This window comes from Paenibacillus lentus, assembly GCF_003931855.1.
Lineage (GTDB): Bacteria > Bacillota > Bacilli > Paenibacillales > Paenibacillaceae > Fontibacillus > Fontibacillus lentus.
On the sequence record NZ_CP034248.1, the window covers coordinates 3,590,201 to 3,608,834 of the forward strand.

General features: G+C 36.2%; 14 protein-coding genes. 2 read left to right on the forward strand and 12 right to left on the reverse strand.

Going from position 1 to position 18,634, the window contains the following annotated elements:
* Positions 1-153: 153 nt before the first annotated feature.
* Positions 154-405: a hypothetical protein gene (locus tag EIM92_RS16195; RefSeq protein WP_125083526.1), complete on the reverse strand. Its 252-nt coding sequence runs from the start codon at positions 403-405 to the stop codon at positions 154-156.
* Positions 406-932: 527 nt separating this feature from the next.
* Between EIM92_RS16195 and EIM92_RS16200 the strand changes: the two genes are divergently transcribed.
* On the forward strand, positions 933-2,150 hold the full coding sequence (locus tag EIM92_RS16200; RefSeq protein ID WP_164515129.1) for a protein kinase domain-containing protein: 1,218 nt from the start codon (positions 933-935) through the stop codon (positions 2,148-2,150).
* 674 nt (positions 2,151-2,824) lie between these two features.
* On the opposite strand, the gene EIM92_RS16205 is transcribed toward EIM92_RS16200, so the two are convergent.
* The 8 genes from EIM92_RS16205 to EIM92_RS16240 all read right to left on the reverse strand — a co-directional run bounded on the left by EIM92_RS16205 (position 2,825) and on the right by EIM92_RS16240 (position 13,513).
* A complete protein-coding gene (locus tag EIM92_RS16205) occupies positions 2,825-3,739 on the reverse strand; it encodes a bacteriophage abortive infection AbiH family protein (RefSeq protein WP_125083528.1) in 915 nt (304 codons plus the stop codon).
* 243 nt (positions 3,740-3,982) lie between these two features.
* The gene (locus tag EIM92_RS16210; protein WP_125083529.1) at positions 3,983-4,570 is read right to left on the reverse strand and encodes a tudor domain-containing protein; all 588 of its coding nucleotides are present in this window, start codon (positions 4,568-4,570) and stop codon (positions 3,983-3,985) included.
* 427 nt (positions 4,571-4,997) lie between these two features.
* On the reverse strand, positions 4,998-9,044 hold the full coding sequence (locus EIM92_RS16215) for a helix-turn-helix transcriptional regulator (protein ID WP_164515130.1): 4,047 nt from the start codon (positions 9,042-9,044) through the stop codon (positions 4,998-5,000).
* Positions 9,045-9,467: 423 nt separating this feature from the next.
* Complete coding sequence (locus tag EIM92_RS16220; RefSeq protein ID WP_125083531.1) at positions 9,468-10,328, reverse strand: hypothetical protein; 861 nt, start codon at positions 10,326-10,328, stop codon at positions 9,468-9,470.
* Positions 10,329-10,533: 205 nt separating this feature from the next.
* On the reverse strand, positions 10,534-10,788 hold the full coding sequence (locus EIM92_RS16225; protein ID WP_125083532.1) for a YolD-like family protein: 255 nt from the start codon (positions 10,786-10,788) through the stop codon (positions 10,534-10,536).
* Between the two features lie 625 nt (positions 10,789-11,413).
* Positions 11,414-12,169 (reverse strand): peptide arginase family protein, encoded by a 756-nt coding sequence (locus tag EIM92_RS24280; RefSeq protein WP_246021013.1) that lies wholly within the window; start codon positions 12,167-12,169, stop codon positions 11,414-11,416.
* A 77-nt stretch (positions 12,170-12,246) separates the two neighbouring features.
* Entirely contained in the window at positions 12,247-12,441 is a 195-nt protein-coding gene (locus EIM92_RS16235; protein ID WP_125083533.1) for a hypothetical protein, read from the reverse strand.
* Positions 12,442-13,153: 712 nt separating this feature from the next.
* Positions 13,154-13,513: a helix-turn-helix domain-containing protein gene (locus tag EIM92_RS16240; protein ID WP_125083534.1), complete on the reverse strand. Its 360-nt coding sequence runs from the start codon at positions 13,511-13,513 to the stop codon at positions 13,154-13,156.
* A 144-nt stretch (positions 13,514-13,657) separates the two neighbouring features.
* Here EIM92_RS16240 and EIM92_RS16245 point away from each other — a divergent pair, with 144 nt between their 5' ends.
* Positions 13,658-14,656, forward strand: a complete 999-nt coding sequence (locus EIM92_RS16245) for a DGQHR domain-containing protein (RefSeq protein WP_125083535.1) — start codon at positions 13,658-13,660, stop codon at positions 14,654-14,656.
* A 45-nt stretch (positions 14,657-14,701) separates the two neighbouring features.
* On the opposite strand, the gene EIM92_RS16250 is transcribed toward EIM92_RS16245, so the two are convergent.
* The 3 genes from EIM92_RS16250 to EIM92_RS16260 are packed head-to-tail and all read right to left on the reverse strand — an operon-like array spanning position 14,702 to position 18,461.
* The gene (locus EIM92_RS16250) at positions 14,702-15,178 is read right to left on the reverse strand and encodes a hypothetical protein (RefSeq protein ID WP_125083536.1); all 477 of its coding nucleotides are present in this window, start codon (positions 15,176-15,178) and stop codon (positions 14,702-14,704) included.
* Entirely contained in the window at positions 15,144-17,204 is a 2,061-nt protein-coding gene (locus EIM92_RS16255; RefSeq protein ID WP_125083537.1) for a site-specific integrase, read from the reverse strand. The genes EIM92_RS16250 and EIM92_RS16255 overlap by 35 nt, the downstream gene beginning before the upstream one ends.
* 3 nt (positions 17,205-17,207) lie before the next feature.
* On the reverse strand, positions 17,208-18,461 hold the full coding sequence (locus EIM92_RS16260) for a tyrosine-type recombinase/integrase (protein WP_246021015.1): 1,254 nt from the start codon (positions 18,459-18,461) through the stop codon (positions 17,208-17,210).
* Positions 18,462-18,634: the final 173 nt, after the last annotated feature.

Below are 18,634 nucleotides of genomic sequence, written 5' to 3' on the forward strand. Positions count from 1 at the left end.
CTTGTCTTTTACGGTAATCGGTACAAGTTCTTGTCCTCGGTTCGGGACAAGAACTTATACCAATAAAACCGCTATAATAGTGACTTTCAATGGGACTAATGTTTTTGTCCCCCGACAATAAATAATAAATATGGTTATGATTTCGGGTATTTATTATATCTTAAACATTGAAACATACTGGTCAACGTATTTCTGAAGAATTATATTTTCTTCAAATGGTTGATCATAAACCATCATGGCAACAGTCAGAAGTGTATATGATTTCATGTCCTTAATTTTTCTTTGACTTTCTGTTGACTGGTTTGGACATCTAAATTTTGAATCAATTTCCATCCTATTACCGATAATGACAAACCAACCTAAGGCTATATAAATTGTTACTCCTCTCCTCCCTATCTCGTACATCGTATCGACCATCTATTAAGGAATGATAAAGTAAAAAGAACGCAAGGACTGTTTTGTTGTTCTGCTTTAGCCGGCCCCGTCAGCCTACTACTTTATTTTCTCAGTCTAAGTGTTTATTTTTTGGTCCAATACGATTTTTTCTTTCGTCAGAAACCGATACATCGAGGGTTGGGAAATCCAATTAGAGGTATAGTATTCGTTTTTTCGCTCATTCCCAGCTTTCGTCTGAAATTAACCGAGTGCGCTGGCCATCCGTCAGGCTTAATCCAGCTCGCATTGCCATGGACGAGAAATTTAGCGAAACTGTTTTATTGTACCTACTTTGCTTTACTCTGGACAGTTACCATATCTTGTGATATTGTTACGCTAACAAATCGCGAAGTACGCGTCCTGAAGGCCGGGGGAAGGCATTCCCGGGCTTTTTTTTTGTGTCCTGTACGGTAGAGTATGACTTTCTGTGGGTAGTGGAGGACAGGACCTAAGCTTAAGTCGAGCAAAGTGGACAATATTTTTTGGAGATGAAACCTATGGATCTTTATGCCCACAATGATAGTGTTGCTTTAATGAAGCGCCAACTCCGTGATGTTGAAGAATCCTTCAGCTTTTATAATAGTCGGATTTATGAAGAATACTATTCCTCAGTTCCCCATAAGGATCAGCGACTGTTATTCTCTGTATGGCATTACGAGTTGAATGAGCTGCTTCGTTTTCTTTTCTCGAAATTTCGAGGGAACGGCCATTACAATGCAGAGCCAAGTCGTAAACTTTTAGACATTATTAAAATGATTGGCTCTTTGAAAACGGTGTCTAAAACAACCGAATTTGAATTTCATCTGGATCCATCCTATGACGAACTGTTGAAGAAAAGCAAAAACTTTTTACAGCCGACCAACGGTAGCCCCATCCCGGATGATCTTGAAGAAATTGATCTGATCGATCATCGTAATATTTTTCACCTAAAACACTCCGTATCGGTACCGAGCAATCCATCAAAAGCTTATCCGTTAATTTTCGTTGGAGAAGGTTCCTATGCAAAAGTCCACAAATATAGAGATGAAACTTATGACTTGTGGATCGCTAAAAAGCAAGCATTTGATAACTTGAATGCTACAGAACTCCAGCGGTTCCGGAACGAATATGACGACTTGAAGCAACTTGACTCTCCTTATATCGTCAAAGCTTATGAGTACGATGATCAAACCACTTCGTACACAATGGAATTCATTGGTCTAACACTCGATGAATACATTCGTAAATGGAACGATCGACTTCTTATAAAACAGCGAATTGTGCTGATTAAACAATTGTTCCGAGCCTTTTCTTATATCCATAGTAAAGGTTTTTTACACCGAGACATTGCATATTCCAATATTCTTGTTAAACAACATGATGATGGGAGTGTAATCCTAAAGATTGCCGATTTTGGATTGGCAAAACACCCACATATTCGGTTGACCCGTCCTAGAACGGACTTCAAAGGGTCATTGAATGATTCAAATTTAAGAATAATCGGATTTGAAAATTATGAAGTACGTCACGAAGTCTTTTCACTTGCCTTCATCATATGTTATATCCTTACTGGAAAAAAAGAATTGTCGGCCATCAAGGACGACGGCGTTATTCAATTTTTCGAAACTGCAACAAATCCAGATCTTAATCGTCGCTTTAATAACGTTAAAGAAATGGATGAAACCTTTCAGTTGTTAACACCTCGTATTCTGAATTTAACTTCACGAAAATTATAATAGTAACAACTTGCCATCTCTAGTCTTAGAAACTGTATCTTCCTTATCTTGTTAGATTAGCAAATAGAGATCGAGGATCGACTCCGACCAGCCGCCAAATCTCTACTGTGTACAGCTTTTTTAACCATTAGTGCTTTACTGTTTCGCAACGAAGAGTAACGACTGTATGGGGAAATTAAGTAATAGACTGGATGGCTCATAGAAAATGTATTAGACTGACCCAAGTATTGAAACAGCAGGAGTCATGGACATTATTTTTTGTCCATGACTCCTGCTGTTTCATTCAACTAATGTTCCCCGTTAGTGTAAGTTTTTGTGAAAGGCGCTCAATATATCCGCTTTGAGGGAGATGTATACTTGTGGCTGCAGAGTCGGGTTTGCGTAAATGGTTAAGACTGACAGGCTTTAACCTCCTTCCCCCTCTTTAGCAGCGCACTCAAACCATACTGAGCGCCGCCTGAGCTACGATGATCCTGTAATTATCAAGGAAGTTGAAAACAAATTTAACAATGAGGCTATCCGCCCAATGTATAACGTTCCCTCTCCTTCTGGTTTGCTCGATACTTACGTAACACATTTTATTAAAATCTTGCGTTCACAATAACAAGCGGAGTTTACAAAAGCAGCGACTTCATAAAATAAGATGCATTTCAACGGGCTGAAATACCAATTAATTATAAATCGTAAAACTTAGATGAAGGAACCATTTCAATCTTTTCAGCATCTACACCACATTTAATTAAGCTGTTGAACATTCTATGCTGTTCGTTTTCGCAGTAATAATATACCGTCCAATTGCATTTTTGCTTTGTAAGTATATCAATATATTCGAAATAAGGAATATCAACACCCGCAAGTGAATGACCAAGAATAATAATTTCATCAATATCTTTGTCATTTAAGCTTTGTAGTTTGTAGGTGAATTTATTAACATTTTTATAAGTTTGTTTGTAATATTGCTCCACAACTCTGCAAATACTTATTTCCTTTTCATCAAATATTTTTTCAGCTTTTTTACGCTTTTCTTGAATATTTTCTATTCTTTTTATATTGCCATGTCCTAGTGCAGGATCATCATCACGTCGCCTTAAGGAGCCATGAATATGTATTATATTATTTTCACTCACTTTATACACCGTTTCTAATACTGCTGTATAGTTGAACGTAATATAAATTGCGTCATTAAAATTATTAATAAGGGTTGTTCTGGGCTGTACATCACGGATTCGTATACTTCTTACCCATCGTTTCAGATGTATTGCTAATTGATCTATGTACTTATATTCGTCCAAAAAGTATTGATGTAACGTATCTTCAATACCAATATCACCGCTTTCCAAACCCATGTCTATACTAACAGCTTGCTCAACAATGTCATCTTCATCAATATTAGCGAGGTTAGCCTCTAAGTCATTCCATAACATTTTCTTTTTTGTCTCTTCATCGCGTTTTGGGTAAATGTCATAATGCTCCTCAAAGCAATGAAGGAAGCTAGGGTCTACCTTCTTTAAGTACGCTCTAAAATTCCAATAATTTGTCGCTAATTCATGTTCTCTGTCAAACCCATTTCCTATTACAAATAATTGCACTACTTTATCCCCCTTCGTATTAAATTTTGTTTCATATATATTTTGCAATGTTGTTTGCCTTAGTCAAAGTGCTCATCCGTATTTTGATTAGATAGTACAAGTAGTAGCCACAGCCAAGCAAAACCGGAACCCAGCCATCCCAAGTATCTTCGTTGCCCTTTATCTGAGACGTACAGATATGTTTTGTAATTAACGAAAAAAGGCCGATCGGGAACGACCGGTCTTAACTTCACTACCTCGTTTTTACTGCGGGGGCAGTTGCTTTCTTCTCACTCTAAGCGCACGTTGACGCTTCTCAAGTACTTCGGTCAAAGTGAAATCCTTCCGGACTATTGAAAACCCGCTTTGCTTCTTTGTTTCTATGCTGTCGTCAATGTGGTAGAGTTCAAACTCGTTTGGCTGCTCTCGGTAGACAACGTAAGCCGAGCAATTCCGAACTGGCTTACGCCCCATTGATTTGAGCTCGTTCCGTGTAAGCAGATCGCCTGGCACCTCTTCAGGAAGAAATCTCGGCAAGTCGTTTTGTGGAGAAGGTTGGATCAAATCCTCGGCTGTCTTGGGCGTAACAACAAGGTCCTGTATATCGACCTTCCCCGATCTGCCATTGTCGCTGAAAGTGACAATGACTTGACTCGGGTTTCCAATGTCATCTTTCTGAAAATCCTTAATGATACAGTGCCTACCACGATGCAACAGCTTTTTGGGGTTATCGGGTTGAACATAGAAGCTATCTCCAACCTTAATGGTAACCACCCTTTTTACTTCCCCGAAACTTGAATAAACTAATTGTACTTTACTGTTGTCCAAATAACGAACCTCGTACGTTCTCATTGTTCTTGTCCCTCCATCAGTAAGAGAAAATGAAGCCGTTACTGGGCATCATTACTGTATTTTAAACTTTTATGAGAACGGGAAACGATGGGGCAATCTTACGGTACATGCGGAGTTTGTTCTCCCCGCTTTATTGTCTTCTTTAATACCTACTTGAGTAAAGGCAAATAGAACCAATTTTATCTCAATTATAGGTTAATTAATGTCAAAAATCCATTATGTCAGCAAGTTTGTGCATTGCTTTGCGACAAAAACTTGCTACATAAAAAATAAAAGCCTTTTTAGTAAAACTATTGATTTAAAGATATATAAGTAACTAGTATCGGGACATATGAATTGATTGTGAAATGACAAAAAGAAGCACGTAACTTAATTACGTGCTATTTGAATATTTATCACAATTCCTTGAGCAAAAACCACAGGACAACTAATTTTCGATTCTTTTTAAAACATCTTCCTCTGTATCTTGCCATTTGGCTTCATGTTCGTATGATTTGGCTACTTCTTCAAGAACTCTCCCGACAAATGGATATTCAAAGTATATCCGTTCTGCCATATCGTAATACTTTGCGGCCAACTCACGTTCTTGTTTTCCGCCTTCGTCACGCCATTCAATACCTCGTGAATTCATAATTCCTATACGAAAACCTGTTTGAATCCCAGGTGACAAGTACTCTTCCATCGCCTCACACACTTCTTTGCACGGCCATAACCCGTCTTTTTCAGGAGCCTTTGAAAGCAATTGTCCAATGCACTCTTCTCCAACTTCGGTACGCCCATAAACACCGCATAGACGCCTAACTTCGGCAATCCACTCCTTCAATATCGCAACGTCGATTTCTCCCTCTTCGTTAGTTCCAGGTATCCTTTTTATCCGCTGGAGCAGGCGATAAGCAGTTGATGCAAGTGATGACCGCTGCTCCGAGTCTTCCACTCCCCATTCTTTCGGATCCTCTCCTTCGCCTCTTCTTTTGAAGCAGAGTACTAAAGCTTGAACATACACTAGAGGTGATGTGGAAATTAGACGTTCAAGGTTTGGAATTTCGTGTTCACTGTCGCTGAGAGCGTCAAAAAACATAAACTCTAACCGCGCCATTTCATCCACAGTAACTTCTGACCGTCCATCAAGAGAACTTAATGCCTTAGAGATATGGTAGCTATTTAACCTATATGAACCCACCGGTTCAACATTCACACTGCCTATGGTATACAGGAGCCGCATAAGGCGTGAAGTATCAACATACTTAAAATTCATATGAATAGCATGAAAAGCTGCACGAGGTCGCTGTGCATCCAAAAGACAATCAATGATCTCATTATAATCAACAGTCGTATGTTGAGCCCAGGAGGGAAAAACATTCCTCCAGTAAGCAGCACGGAGTGCTTCATTCCCATCCAAGAGACACCAAGTTGATCTTTCAAATGGTGCGCTTAGGAGTAATCTCTCACGATCATTCGTAGTTAACTCCTCGGCTGTAAGTTGAAGTAACTCAATACGCAAATTATCTTTAATCTCCAACAAAAATCCTCTAAGGCACCACTCGGCTTTTATTTGATAATCTCCGTTTAGTGAAAGTAACTGTTGAATGAATTCGCTTTGTGCTTGGACTCCAGTAACAACTGATGTTAGATATTGCCCAATAACATTAGCTGCATTGCTATCTATAATTAGCTGCTTAATTCCTTCAAAGCCAAATTTGTTCCAAATTTCTTTGATAGCCTCGTGGCGCAATTGGCTAATTTGCTCTTCATGTTTAGAAAAGTCATAGTTCTCTTCTACGATTACATCACTTGATTCAAGTATCCATTGATCAGCAAACAGCCAGGCATAACGAATAATAGGATTATGAGGCTGGAGGAGATCATAAGAATGACGAGCACGATCACGTGTTACCTCACTAAGTTTCCGCTTGCGGCTTAGTCGAGTAAAAGCATACTGTCGAATATATTCCCGCAATACGGCTTTGGCATATTCATTAGTATTTTTTGACCAATCATCGATTAGATCCCAAATCTTATTTTGATCTTTTTTAGGAAGTCCTTGAAGACATTTAACCAGATCTCCGAGCGTCTCCTCGTCATGAGTTGGCCAAGCTATTAAATTATCTAGAGCATTTCGGTTAAAGGTATATCTTTCTTTTTGTGTAACAACCTGCCCAGCTCCTGATGCGTCTCCGCGCCAATTAGGTTTATAGTTGTAGCCTCCTATTTTAGTACCGGATTTAATTTGTTCAATACATATTTCCCAGCCGATAGCTGGAAAACGCTTGATAATAATCTCAAGTACCTTCAACCTTTGTTCCACCGATGCCGCTGTTTGGGGCATCCAAGACCTGAAAATTGCCTTCAGGCTATTAATGGGTTTGTTTCCCCAATTATCTTCAATCTTAACTTGAGAGAGCTGAGCTAATATTGCCGCTACACGCCATAAATTTTTCGGCCTCCATGCAAGGGATTCCAAGCCCCAGAGAAGTCCTGTCCGTGCTGGGCTAGCACCAAATAGATTGCTGTCAACTGGTTTGAGAAGACTAAGAGTAACAGGGTTACTGTTATTTAAGTCCGTCTCTATAATATTCATGAATTCTTCTGGTGCAGCCTCTGCATAGTGTGGAAGATCATCACTATGTGAGAGCATCTTTTCTAATGTCAGTGGTGTTAAGAGCTTTCGGATCAATGTGACAATATGATATTCTACATTAAGACCAAGTCGACTATGAAATAGATTATTGCCATGAACAGATAAAATGACAAGTGTTTCACAGATGCCTGCACGCAATGCATTTGAATGGGATCGTTTTTTGTCGTAAAGTGAGGCAGCCCATCGATCTTTTTCAGGTAACTCTAAAGCTGGGTTAATTTCGGATAATACAAATTCAGCAGCCCTGAAAAAACGATTAAGATCAGCTACTGTCATGACATGCGCAATTGCAAACACTGCATCAATCTTCGAAGCAACACCTCGATAATCACCCACTGACCATACTGGACTGTCCTCTAGCTTAAGCAATGGAGCAATATCGTTTTCAATTATTTCATAACTTTGATCCGCGATACTCGATAATATCTTTTGATCGGCATTTGATTTAAAGTGCCAGGCACCGATTAATGCCATGGGTACAAGAGACTTTGCACTGTCATCATTTCGTGCCCAATCTGGTTTACTAATTGCAGCGTTTTTAGAAAGGCGCCGGCGTAAAATTGTTGGTGACCGCCCAGATTCTCTAGCAAGCCTATCGATATCGCTATCCTCTATTCCCATTGAGGTAAGAGCTTCTTTGAAAGTCTCATGACTAAGTAAGTCAAGTTTAACATCAGGAACAATGTCGACGACATTACGGGGTCTGTATAGAATGCAATGAAGCCGGTTATAAGTGTCAATGAGTTCACGTTCTACAGTATCAGAATAAACGATGGGAATAAATGTTACCTTTGAAGAAACGAGGACTCTTAGAGCATCAGGTGATGTGAAAACTGCCGATAGATCCTTATAATTGTTCAGTTCCTTATCGTCAAACAAGCATGCCAAAAATGCTAGTGCTTCCAAATGAGAATCAGCAGTGACAACAAACGGTTTATTGCTTCCCTTTTCTAGCCAATTCTTAAAGGTCTCTCGATACATAGCAATCGAAGGAGCAAATAATGAAGGTGTAAGATGGGGATCACTAGCATTTGCCCAACGGTTCCATGCTTGATTCAGTGTCTCGTAACCACTAGTTGTTAGGTTAAGTTGCTCCGCAAGCCAAATTTGCGCTGGTACAGATTGTTCTAACCATTGTTCAAGATCATTCGCATCAAAGACTCTGACATTTTTCCATTCACCAGTTGCATTTTTCTCTGTTTCCCATTTTATCTTAGCAGGCCAATTACGAGGGGTGACAAAAATATAAGTACTTTGTATTCTTATGCAAGCTTCAATTGAAGCTAACCGAGCATTAAAATCGTCCCCTGCCTTTACCAATGGATTTTTATCGGTCCCAAACTCCCAGTATGAATCACCTATAGGTACCCAAGGTGTTGCATCATTTGCTTGGACAAAGCCATCAGAGCCCCTACGCTGCGAATTGTCGTAACCTGGGAAATCGACCTTGATAAGTCCGTTGCCAGTTGAGTGCACCAGTTTTCTCAACAGTACAGGAAGTAGACTTCTGGCTTCTAGGTAACGATCAGCCCATTCTTCTATTTGCCTCGCCTTGATTGTCAAGAAGCTGGGAATAAAGTGGTAGATGTTATTGGCCTTCTCAGTTAGTACGATTTCCTGTTGAACGTAAGAGGCCTGCATTTCAAGTAATTGCTTACTGTTTGCGCCAAAGGTATTTTCCAAGCGAACTGCCAAGTCTGTGGTTAACGATGATTCGCCATTAAGAAGAGCAGATAACGATGATTGATCTATCCCTAGTCTTTTGGCGGCTTCTAAATTAGATATTTCTGAGGGAATAATCGTTTGACGTACGTATTTGCCTAAATGGTTATTCATAGTCCCACTTCCTTTCCATCTAAAAGTTTTAGAATAAGTATCGGTCAGATATTCGTTTGCAAATTTTGAAAATTTATAAATAAACCTTACGTCTCTTGAAGCATGCATAGGATTGTATTTTATTAGTACTTTTAGAACTAGTGTAATGGTATAAAATGGATATATCAGACCCACGCACTCTTAATGTTTCTATTTAAATTGTAATCCATTGAAGGAGATCGCTGTCTCATCTTCCCAAACAATATAAGCCAAAATCTATTCTACAGAAGATTTAGCCCGTTTTAAAATCAATTTGGCCTCAATTCTGAACGAATCGATGCCCAAATCTTCTTTGATCCCAGTTAAACTTTTTCTCAGCATAGTTGTATTTCAAAATTAGTCCCAACTAATCTCTTGTTATTATTTCTTATTAAACCATCCAATTTAACCAAATAAAGATAAATACTTTTCCTTGAATAAATCTATGTTGCTCAAACCTAATGAGATCAATGCTGTTGAAAATATAAAAGCTTGAACAAGCCAACCGGTCTTAGGATAAATATCTTGGAACCATTCATTAATGCTTATCTCAATAATTATAGTCTTGTTTCCAACACGCTTTTTTGCCTCTAAGCAATTTTTCTGCCCAGAGTATTTAATTGAATTATGCGCATCAGCATTCCGTATATTTCTATCTAATAATTTTGTAAAGGCTTCATATTGGTAATTCGTTTCCTCATTAAAAAGTTGAATTTTTTTGTGAAGAGTTAGTTTTAGAATATCATCTCTATTTACTTGTTCGCCCTTTGATATTCTCACCAACTCAATACAATTTGCTAATATCATACTTATAAATTCAACCGATTTAGAATAAGCATTGATAAATTGACCCATTACTCTTTTCCTATCTCCCAAACTTTTGTTTTGCTTTCTTTGAAATTCTCCCATTTGATTTATAGCTTCTCTGTGAAGTCTCAACGTTTCAACATAGCTCGATACTCTCTCCTGCTCTGGATTATCTAGAGATCCACGCCAAAAATTTAGAATTGATGCTAATGCGACAGACCTATCTGATTTTATTGCTCCTAAATAAATTTCAACAAAACTATGCATCAATTCTTTCACTTTTTCTTTACCATATTGCGAAAGGTCGCTCTCCCATTCTGATAATATCTTATGTAATTGATCATCCGTACCTAGTACAGACCTTAATTCGATCATTTCGATTGCCTCGTCTCCAAACAGACCTTCCAAGGTTAAATCATCTAACTCATTTAGGGAGTCATGATAATTAATATAATCCATTGGTTTCTTTCTCCTTATGAAATAGTTAATTCAAAAGTACAGTTCGTTTTTTAATTCATTTTTGTAAAGATTAATAACTAGACTAGCAAATTGAGTGACGTATGACTCCTTGCCATAATTGTCTGTAAAATAAAGTATGATTTTACTTATAAATTTCAATAGAAATATCGGATATACTCATCTTTGTCCTCCGGCCTTTCTCTACTTAATCTCTAGGATAATTGACCTCCATAATATCCATAAACGACACTTTAACTACAGCTCTATCATTTTGCATGATATGTACTTTCCCTGTTCTTGAATCCATCTTGTCAATTTGTCCACGAACAGTCTCTTCCCATCCCCACACAGTAAGGACAATTTCAGAGTTTTCGTAATATGCCTCTGTTAATTGGTTTCCCATCTCTTCAAGTACAAATTCGTCTCTCGTGGGTCTCTTCGCTACTTTATTCTTTGCCATTTATTTAAATCCTCCATGATGTTTTAGATAGTGTTGTTATTTCCAATTGTACACCATATCTGTCGTTGTTCTCTGCATCTGTATTAAATAATATCAATCAGAATGCAAGATTACGAAGGCCATTTCACCAAAATTCCCAAATAAAAAAGAGCATCCAATTCTGGACACTCATCTTTTTTAATCGCTTCTCGTATTGCTTATATCCATCATCAATCATTACATCAATTCTACGCACCAAATCATATAAATTAAAATTAAAACTAATCATATCATTATTCACACACAAATCCCACCTTAACCACACTTATCCAAATTTCATTTTAAATTACTAATGAGCTCCACCTTAGAATCGATTTAGTATCCAGATGCTACAAAGGAGAGTAATTCAAAGCAAAAAACAGCATCCTCTTTCACTTAACAGCAATATAAAAAAATATGGAGATATATTAGACAACCTCGTAAGTATGTCTTAGTATCTCCTTTTCTCTTACAGTCAGTTCAATATTATGTTCTAATGCACCATTTCAGCATTTTCATAATTCAACTTAGTTTCCAATGTTTTCTCTCAGTTCATTAACATTAAAAGACTTAATGTAATATTTGTTTCATCTAATAAAACATTACCCTACCACTTCTCCATATCGGCTAAATCTATCCCCAACTCACTCAAGACTATATCTAACAAATATGATGCCCCTGCGGCTCCACCAGAATAATCGGGCGAAATAGCAATTGTTATCAAATCCCATATATACAACTCATTCAAGCCTTTAACGTATTCTCTTATTATTGCTTCTGAAACAAAATCAGACACTCCTATTGCGTCGGTATTATTGAATGCATCAATATCCAGGTCCAGGATGGCAGACCTATTACCTATATACTCTTCAAAACTATTCTTGTCATATGAATTTAAAAATTCTCCTGTATGACGGAATAATTTTGAACTATACTTGCAATTGCTGGGGAGGCAATCTGCATACTCTTCTCGTACATCTGATATATCGTTAAGTTCTAGATTATCTCTCGATACAAAAATCACTTCTTCTACAGTTCCTCTTCCAATCGATGCCCATATAAAATTGTCAATGTGCATCAAATTAGACTCAGGGACTTGACCCGATGATCTGTCATAGCTTCTACTTACCTTCATAATGTCTTCTTTAGATTTTGCATCAAATAAACCTCTTACGATTAGTCCATCTGGCACATCATCAAAATGCGAATCTACATGAACAACTAATGCCCCCTCTTGAATTCTATTCTCTATTTTAGATATCTCCCAAGCAGCAAATGCCCAGTTATGATCTCTCATTATGTACACCCGTTTGTCTTTTGACTGTAGCTTCCAGTCAATATCTTTGCTCCAAGGGTAATTCATTTGATATCCCCCAATCACATTCTTGTCCTGGCTGTATCACCTAATGAAAGTCATATTTTACTTAGATATTTGCTCAATCAATATTGTACAAATATCTCCACCCCACTAATAGAAATTTCGTCTTCTTCAACGTGTTCTTGTTTGGCAATTTCTTTTTTTAAATAAATGTTTAGCTTAATCTCATCTATTGATATGTTTTCGGGAATATAATCAAAACGTACTTCCTTTTCATGTCCATGTACACAGTACACAACGTTAAAAATCTTTGTCATTTCTTCATCACCCTATCTCTGATCTCTTGAAAAAAGTCATATTTCGTCTGTAATCTTAACCGAAACGATGCTACTATTCTTTAAAAGTATTTCTTGATTCGTAATTTGCACTTTTAAAATATAGTCATTCTTATTGGTAATTGATAGCAATTCTCCGCTCACTCCTTTGCTGTTAATGAGTATATTCGGCGACGATTGCCGCAGGATGTAGGTAATTCCCCACTTCCCTCTTGCTCGTGTAAACGCGATTATACATACCCCTGCTGTTAACCTTATCTATTTCCCGTATGTACTTTGGCTGAGCACCTACATCCCGATTGGTGAAGCTTGATGATTCTTGGGGCGTTTTCTATATCCGGAGTCATAGGATTAGAAGTGCATAGCATATGGCTGATTTGCTTTGGAAATCGAATATCATAAGGCCTTTCCAAACAAATAAACACTTTAGACGCGTTGGTCTGAAATGATGCGTAACTGACGGCAATTCTTTGAAATTCTGCATCTTCATTATGTGTTATCGCCTATTGTCGTTTAAATCTTTCTCATTGTATCTTAGACTTTTGGGATAAATGAGTCCTGCCAGTCCCGGAACATGGATGGTAATCATTACTTGACATTTTTTGGATAGAGAAAGCTCTAACTTTACTAAAAACAACAATCCCCTCTAAGTAAATCAGAAAGTTTTCCAATCCACTTTAAGGGGAGCATAATATTAATTCTTTAGGTTATCAATAGTTTCAAGTATATCATTAATAAATCCTTCGATTATTCTCACTTCACTTAGCTTGCGTTTCGATAAAGCTATATTTATTCTGTCTTTTATTTCTACATATTCAAATAAAGTTTCATCGCTCAAATTATTGTATTCTTTGAATAATTCTGAAGGTGTTATATGTAAGGCAAGCATTAATTTCTGAAGGGTTTCTAGAGATATGTTTCTTTCTCCACGCTCAATACCACCAACATATGGTTGCGGTAATTCTACTAATTCACCCAAATCAGCTTGCGTTAGTCCACGAGCTTTACGAAATGATCTAATCCGTTCTCCCACATATTCATTAATCGAAATCATAAATTGACCACCCCTCTATTTAAAGAGTAGGTGTCGTGATACAAATTTTAAATACACTCAAACTATATATTACCATTAGGAAATATATAGTTTGAGATATAAAATTATCATATAAACTACTTTTAATATAGAATGGGGATTTAGATGGATAAAATACCACATCAGTATGTAATAGAAAATGTACTTCAGACAAAAATGAGAGGAAAAGTAGCCTACCAAAGTACGTTCCCTTCTTCTATTGCTTTAAAGTTAACTTACGTGAAACCTTTTAATCATCCTTCCGGTAAGGGTTATCAGAGACCAGCGGATAAAAAGCGTATTGATGATTTTGCTATGTATCTTTCCAAAGGTGACGATGCATTATTTACTCCTATCTTGTTAAATGGGGGCGGTATGTGGGAATTTTCTGCTTATGATAATAACAGAGCATCATATGGAAGATTAATATGTAAAAGCAAAGCTTCACTGATGGATGGTCAACACAGACTTGGAGGAATAAAAAGATACATTGAAGAAACAAACTCTGAAATAAATATTCCTTTTATGGCTTTCCACTATTTAGATGAAGACGAAGAAATTAATTTTTTTGATACAATAAATACAAAAGCAAAAGGAATAAGCTCCTCATTGAGTAAGTATTTAAAAAGAGAATCCGATGAGTTAAGCTGGATCGCTACAGAACTACTAACAATGAGCGAAAGCCCATTTTACCATATTGGTAGCATTACTGGAAAAAGAAGTAAAGGCAGGCACATTACGCTTCAAAATATTTACAGGATGCTTAAGTACTTTTTTAAAGATGTTACGCTTAACTCCTTTACTAAAAATGAAAAACTTGGTCTTGTAATATTGTATTTCAACTCAATAAGAGAACTCTATCCGAATGATTGGATTAATTACAAAGAATATAAACTCACCCATATTGTGTGTTTAGATGCTTTGGCGATATCTGGGTCTAAAATTCTGCTTGATTGTAAAAAGGAAAATAGTATTCATGTTGATTATCAAGCTTTTGGAAAGTCGATTAAGAGACTCAAAAAAATTAATTGGTCTGCAGAAGGACCATTTAAATATTTAAAAGGTATATCTGGTTCAAAAACTTTAGCGATAGAACTATATGAGGTTATGAGTCATTCAAAGTAACACCCCTACACAACCCGAGAAAATACAAGGAGTAGCTTTATTAAGCTACTCCTTGTATTTCTCAAACTGAGAAATTACCCACTTATTATTGTTCTCTGCAATATATTCTTCAGCATTTATTAAAAATTCAACAAGTTCATTTTTAGTGAATTTCTTGTATCGGTTTCTTAGTGAATTCAAATCTCTTCCAGGTTTTATGAAATTGTATTTTGTAGCTGATAATTCCGATTTAAAAGAAGTGCTCAGTGATTTTTTTATCTTCTCTTTTTTGGGGGCATTCTCTTGGTAGTACTTATAGAGATCAGGGTTACTCTTAATAGAGTTAGCATGAATGCCTCTTTTTTCATCATCAATTTGTTTAGATATTTCTGCGATACTTCTGTATGAAACTCTAATACCTTGTTTGATTAATTCATTAATTGATTTTTTGCCTAACTCAAACGTTCTGTTCTTTCGTTGAAGGTATAGATTATCTAACCAAGGTTTTTTAGTTTTCTTTCTGGAATTGAATGTTTGGCTCATAGGATTCATCCTTTATATACATTTCTATACCATCAATTTCCCTTAATTCTAATTTAGTTCTCCTCATAGCTAATTTCATCTTTTTTGCTTCCAATTCTAATCCTAATTCTTTAAAGCGTTTTTCACTTTCTTGTGCCCAAGCATAATATTGTTCAATTTCGTGTCTAAATTCAGGTTGCGGAACCTTAGCTGCACAACCCATGCATGCCATTTTAGTCGGACACACGGAATCAATGGTACATATGCCACCAACTACTTTGGACATAGTACCAACTTTTTCCTTGTATTCTTCATAAATTTCTTTTAGTTCTTTAGGGCTCCTCAGAATTTCTTGTTGAATATCAATATAAGTCATCCAATTATCATGTAATGAATCTATGGTTCCAGAAATTTGAACATGCGTTGGTGCAGCATAATAGCCGGTAACACTTTCATCCTTTTGATGCAATAATTGACGCACTATATCGATAGGAAGTTTTTCAGTTTGAGCTGCATGTGTAGCAAAAGCATGACGCAGTAGATGTGTTGTTAGAATTACCTGCTTACCTTCTACTGATTGAATAATTAAACCATGTGTTAAAAATCGAATTATAGAATTTAAAGTGAACTGATTTACATGTTGATTGTTATATTGAAATACAAATTTTCTTTCATTACTTATCAAGTGTTTTCGTGAACTTATACTATAATTTACTTGTGGTAAGGTATCAGAATTATAATGATTCTTTAATTCTTTGACTATCATTAATAATGATTTAAAAACACTTTCAGGCATATAGTAATTCTCTTCAGTCTCTCTACCTTTTGGAATCAGTTTAAAGATGTAATTTCTTTTAGTAGTTGTATTCTTCCCATCATCAGTAATAAAACAACAATCCGGATCATAGCTTACTTGTAAAATCTCATTAATACGGGCACCTGAGTAAGACTGAATATCCATCGCAAAAATTGCAAACATACAAGCGATGTACAATGGTTCTACATTAATAAAAAGCCGTGACCCATTGTATTGCTGGCTTCTTGTTAAGATAAATCCCTGGGTTAGAACTCCGGGATTCCTTGATTGAAAAGGGTGTATGTTTTCCTCAGTATCATGGCCCCACTTTTCTAAAAATGAGATACCTTCAGTTTTTCTTTTATTAGATGCAAGATTTGACCACGCACCTAAAAGACGATTTTTTAAGATCTCAAAAAACCATAATCCATCTCCTTGAGATCCATCTAAAAGGTTTTTAGATTCGATAAATTCTATATAAAATTCGTTGTCTAAATTCTTATTTAAAGTAAAATAGAGTCTTTCGTTTAAATGTTCAGATTCTTCATAATTAAAGGAAAAAGGCAAGGGTAGATTTTCGTTCTGCACTTTCTTAATTACTTCGTTAGTTATCTCCCGTAATCGTTTTACTTGATTCCACCTTAGATGACATTCAGCCCTTATAGAGGGAAGTAATGGAGCAACTGCTGAACTCTCATCTTTTCGTTTTTTTTGTGCAGAAGTAACTGCCAAGCCTCTAGATTTGTAGTCTCTATTATCAAAAGGGAATTCCGGGAGAAGAAAACTGGTGAAGTATTCTTGTTGCTCTAAATCAATTCTATTTTTCACCCATTTTGATACGTTAAATAAAAATGATTTATAATAGGAAATAAACATTTGTCTTTGTCTGTCTGAATGATGTTTGCAAATCTCACCACTTATGTATAGATGTATATGTGTATAATTTAGATCTTCAATTTGATTAAGCTCTAAAGAAATAAAAATGTCTTGAAATCGTGCATTTAAAGTAGACAACATATTATTGATTGATGCTGGAGATAAATTACGATCAGTAGCACATAATACAGCTAATGAGAACTGATTTAACCAAGGGCGATTTAAACAGTTTTTATAAATATAGTTTAAACTTTGTTTATTTAGAATATCCCATAGGTACTCATCATTAACATTCTTCAGAAAAAGTATCTCTTTATCAAGTACTCCTTCTAATTTTTCATACCAGTCTCTTCCCTCTATAATCTCTGACGTCAATTTCTATTCCATCCCCTTATAGAATTCATTAATCCATTCTATTTCTTCCGTTGGTAATGACGTATTTGCGACTTTATTATGCACTCCATGATTAAGTGAACCACTCAGATATTCTTGTTCATATTTTTGCATTTGTTTAGCCATTATTTCATGAGTCTCTCTAAAGGCTGCCTCATCAAAGTAATGCTCATATACCTTTATTGTTTCAGGATCTTTCCACTTTATATAATTTATTAATTCTTTTTTCTTCATTTCAATTTGACTACTATCACTAGCAGTCTCGTAGATACTTCTAATCATACTAGTAACAAACCAATGCCGAGTTTTGTGTATATTCATTTTTATTTTTGCTTGCTCTGTTATCTTTATCCAATGGTAATAAAAAGTTCGATAGTTATAAGGATCACCATTCCTGGTAAGGAAAATCAATTCATTATCCGATAGTTTAGTGAAAGTTTGTTTATTATAAGCGTGTGTTTTTCTCTCACCATTAACATACCTTATCAAAAGTTTTAATAGATCTTGAGAAAATCTAAGGAACTTAGTTCTTTTTTTCTCACTCCCTTTATTATGAGTAGCGATTTCATATTGATTAATACGCTGTCTATAATCTCCAAGTGTGAGTTCAAGTATTTCACTTACTCTTGCTCCCGTTTCAAAAAGCATTCTTATAATCACTTCGTCTCTTAGAGACCATCCAATCTGTGAACCGGCTCTATAAATAATATAAGGAAGATCTTGATCTGCAATAATACTAGGCTTCCATTCAGTTGCTACTAGCTTAAAATATGAATCAGAATATTTTCGATAAGAAGGCGAGGAGGGTATTTCTGTACCTGCTATTTTTGGAAGGCGTGGCTTGTTCTCACGCATGCTTAAAGAGGTTTTATTCCCAATCTTGATATTGTATTCAGCATCAATTAAAGGGTTTTGAAAAGTATATAATTTTAGATGTAATGCAGTCTTGTAAAAGGATTTTATAGCTGCTAAAAAGTGATTAATGGTTTGTGGACTTTTTCTTGTCATGATAACTAATTGAAAATCTTCCTTAGATCGTAACTTGCATCCCAGTTTATAGATCAGATAATCTTCAATCGCTGCTCTTACAGCTAAGTGATTATCGGACCACTTGACTCTTACCCCTTGATAGTTACTACTTATAGATAGCCACGAAAAGAACCTCTCTAAGGCTTTTAAGTATGATAAAGCAGTGCCCTCACTAATTCTTTTCTGTTGATAGTAATAAAACTTTGTCAAGGGTAGAAAGGGTTCTTTGTCCTGAGTAAAGACTAGCAATGAATATTTACTCTGCACGTTTTTCGGGCATTTGATATGATAATATTCGCTGGCTATATTACCCCTCCTTAATGTGTCATATTATATAAGATCACTTTAATTTTAGATTACATTGAGAATATATTCCACTAAAT

Coding starts and splice junctions, on each gene's coding strand:
- EIM92_RS16210 (WP_125083529.1), bottom strand. CDS start 4,570: ATGAGAACGTACGAGGTTCGTTATTTGGACAACAGTAAAGTACAATTA.
- EIM92_RS24280 (WP_246021013.1), bottom strand. CDS start 12,169: ATGAATTACCCTTGGAGCAAAGATATTGACTGGAAGCTACAGTCAAAA.
- EIM92_RS16215 (WP_164515130.1), bottom strand. CDS start 9,044: ATGAATAACCATTTAGGCAAATACGTACGTCAAACGATTATTCCCTCA.
- EIM92_RS16240 (WP_125083534.1), bottom strand. CDS start 13,513: ATGATTTCGATTAATGAATATGTGGGAGAACGGATTAGATCATTTCGT.
- EIM92_RS16235 (WP_125083533.1), bottom strand. CDS start 12,441: ATGACAAAGATTTTTAACGTTGTGTACTGTGTACATGGACATGAAAAG.
- EIM92_RS16225 (WP_125083532.1), bottom strand. CDS start 10,788: ATGGCAAAGAATAAAGTAGCGAAGAGACCCACGAGAGACGAATTTGTA.
- EIM92_RS16250 (WP_125083536.1), bottom strand. CDS start 15,178: ATGAGCCAAACATTCAATTCCAGAAAGAAAACTAAAAAACCTTGGTTA.
- EIM92_RS16220 (WP_125083531.1), bottom strand. CDS start 10,328: ATGGATTATATTAATTATCATGACTCCCTAAATGAGTTAGATGATTTA.
- EIM92_RS16245 (WP_125083535.1), top strand. CDS start 13,658: ATGGATAAAATACCACATCAGTATGTAATAGAAAATGTACTTCAGACA.
- EIM92_RS16200 (WP_164515129.1), top strand. CDS start 933: ATGGATCTTTATGCCCACAATGATAGTGTTGCTTTAATGAAGCGCCAA.
- EIM92_RS16195 (WP_125083526.1), bottom strand. CDS start 405: ATGTACGAGATAGGGAGGAGAGGAGTAACAATTTATATAGCCTTAGGT.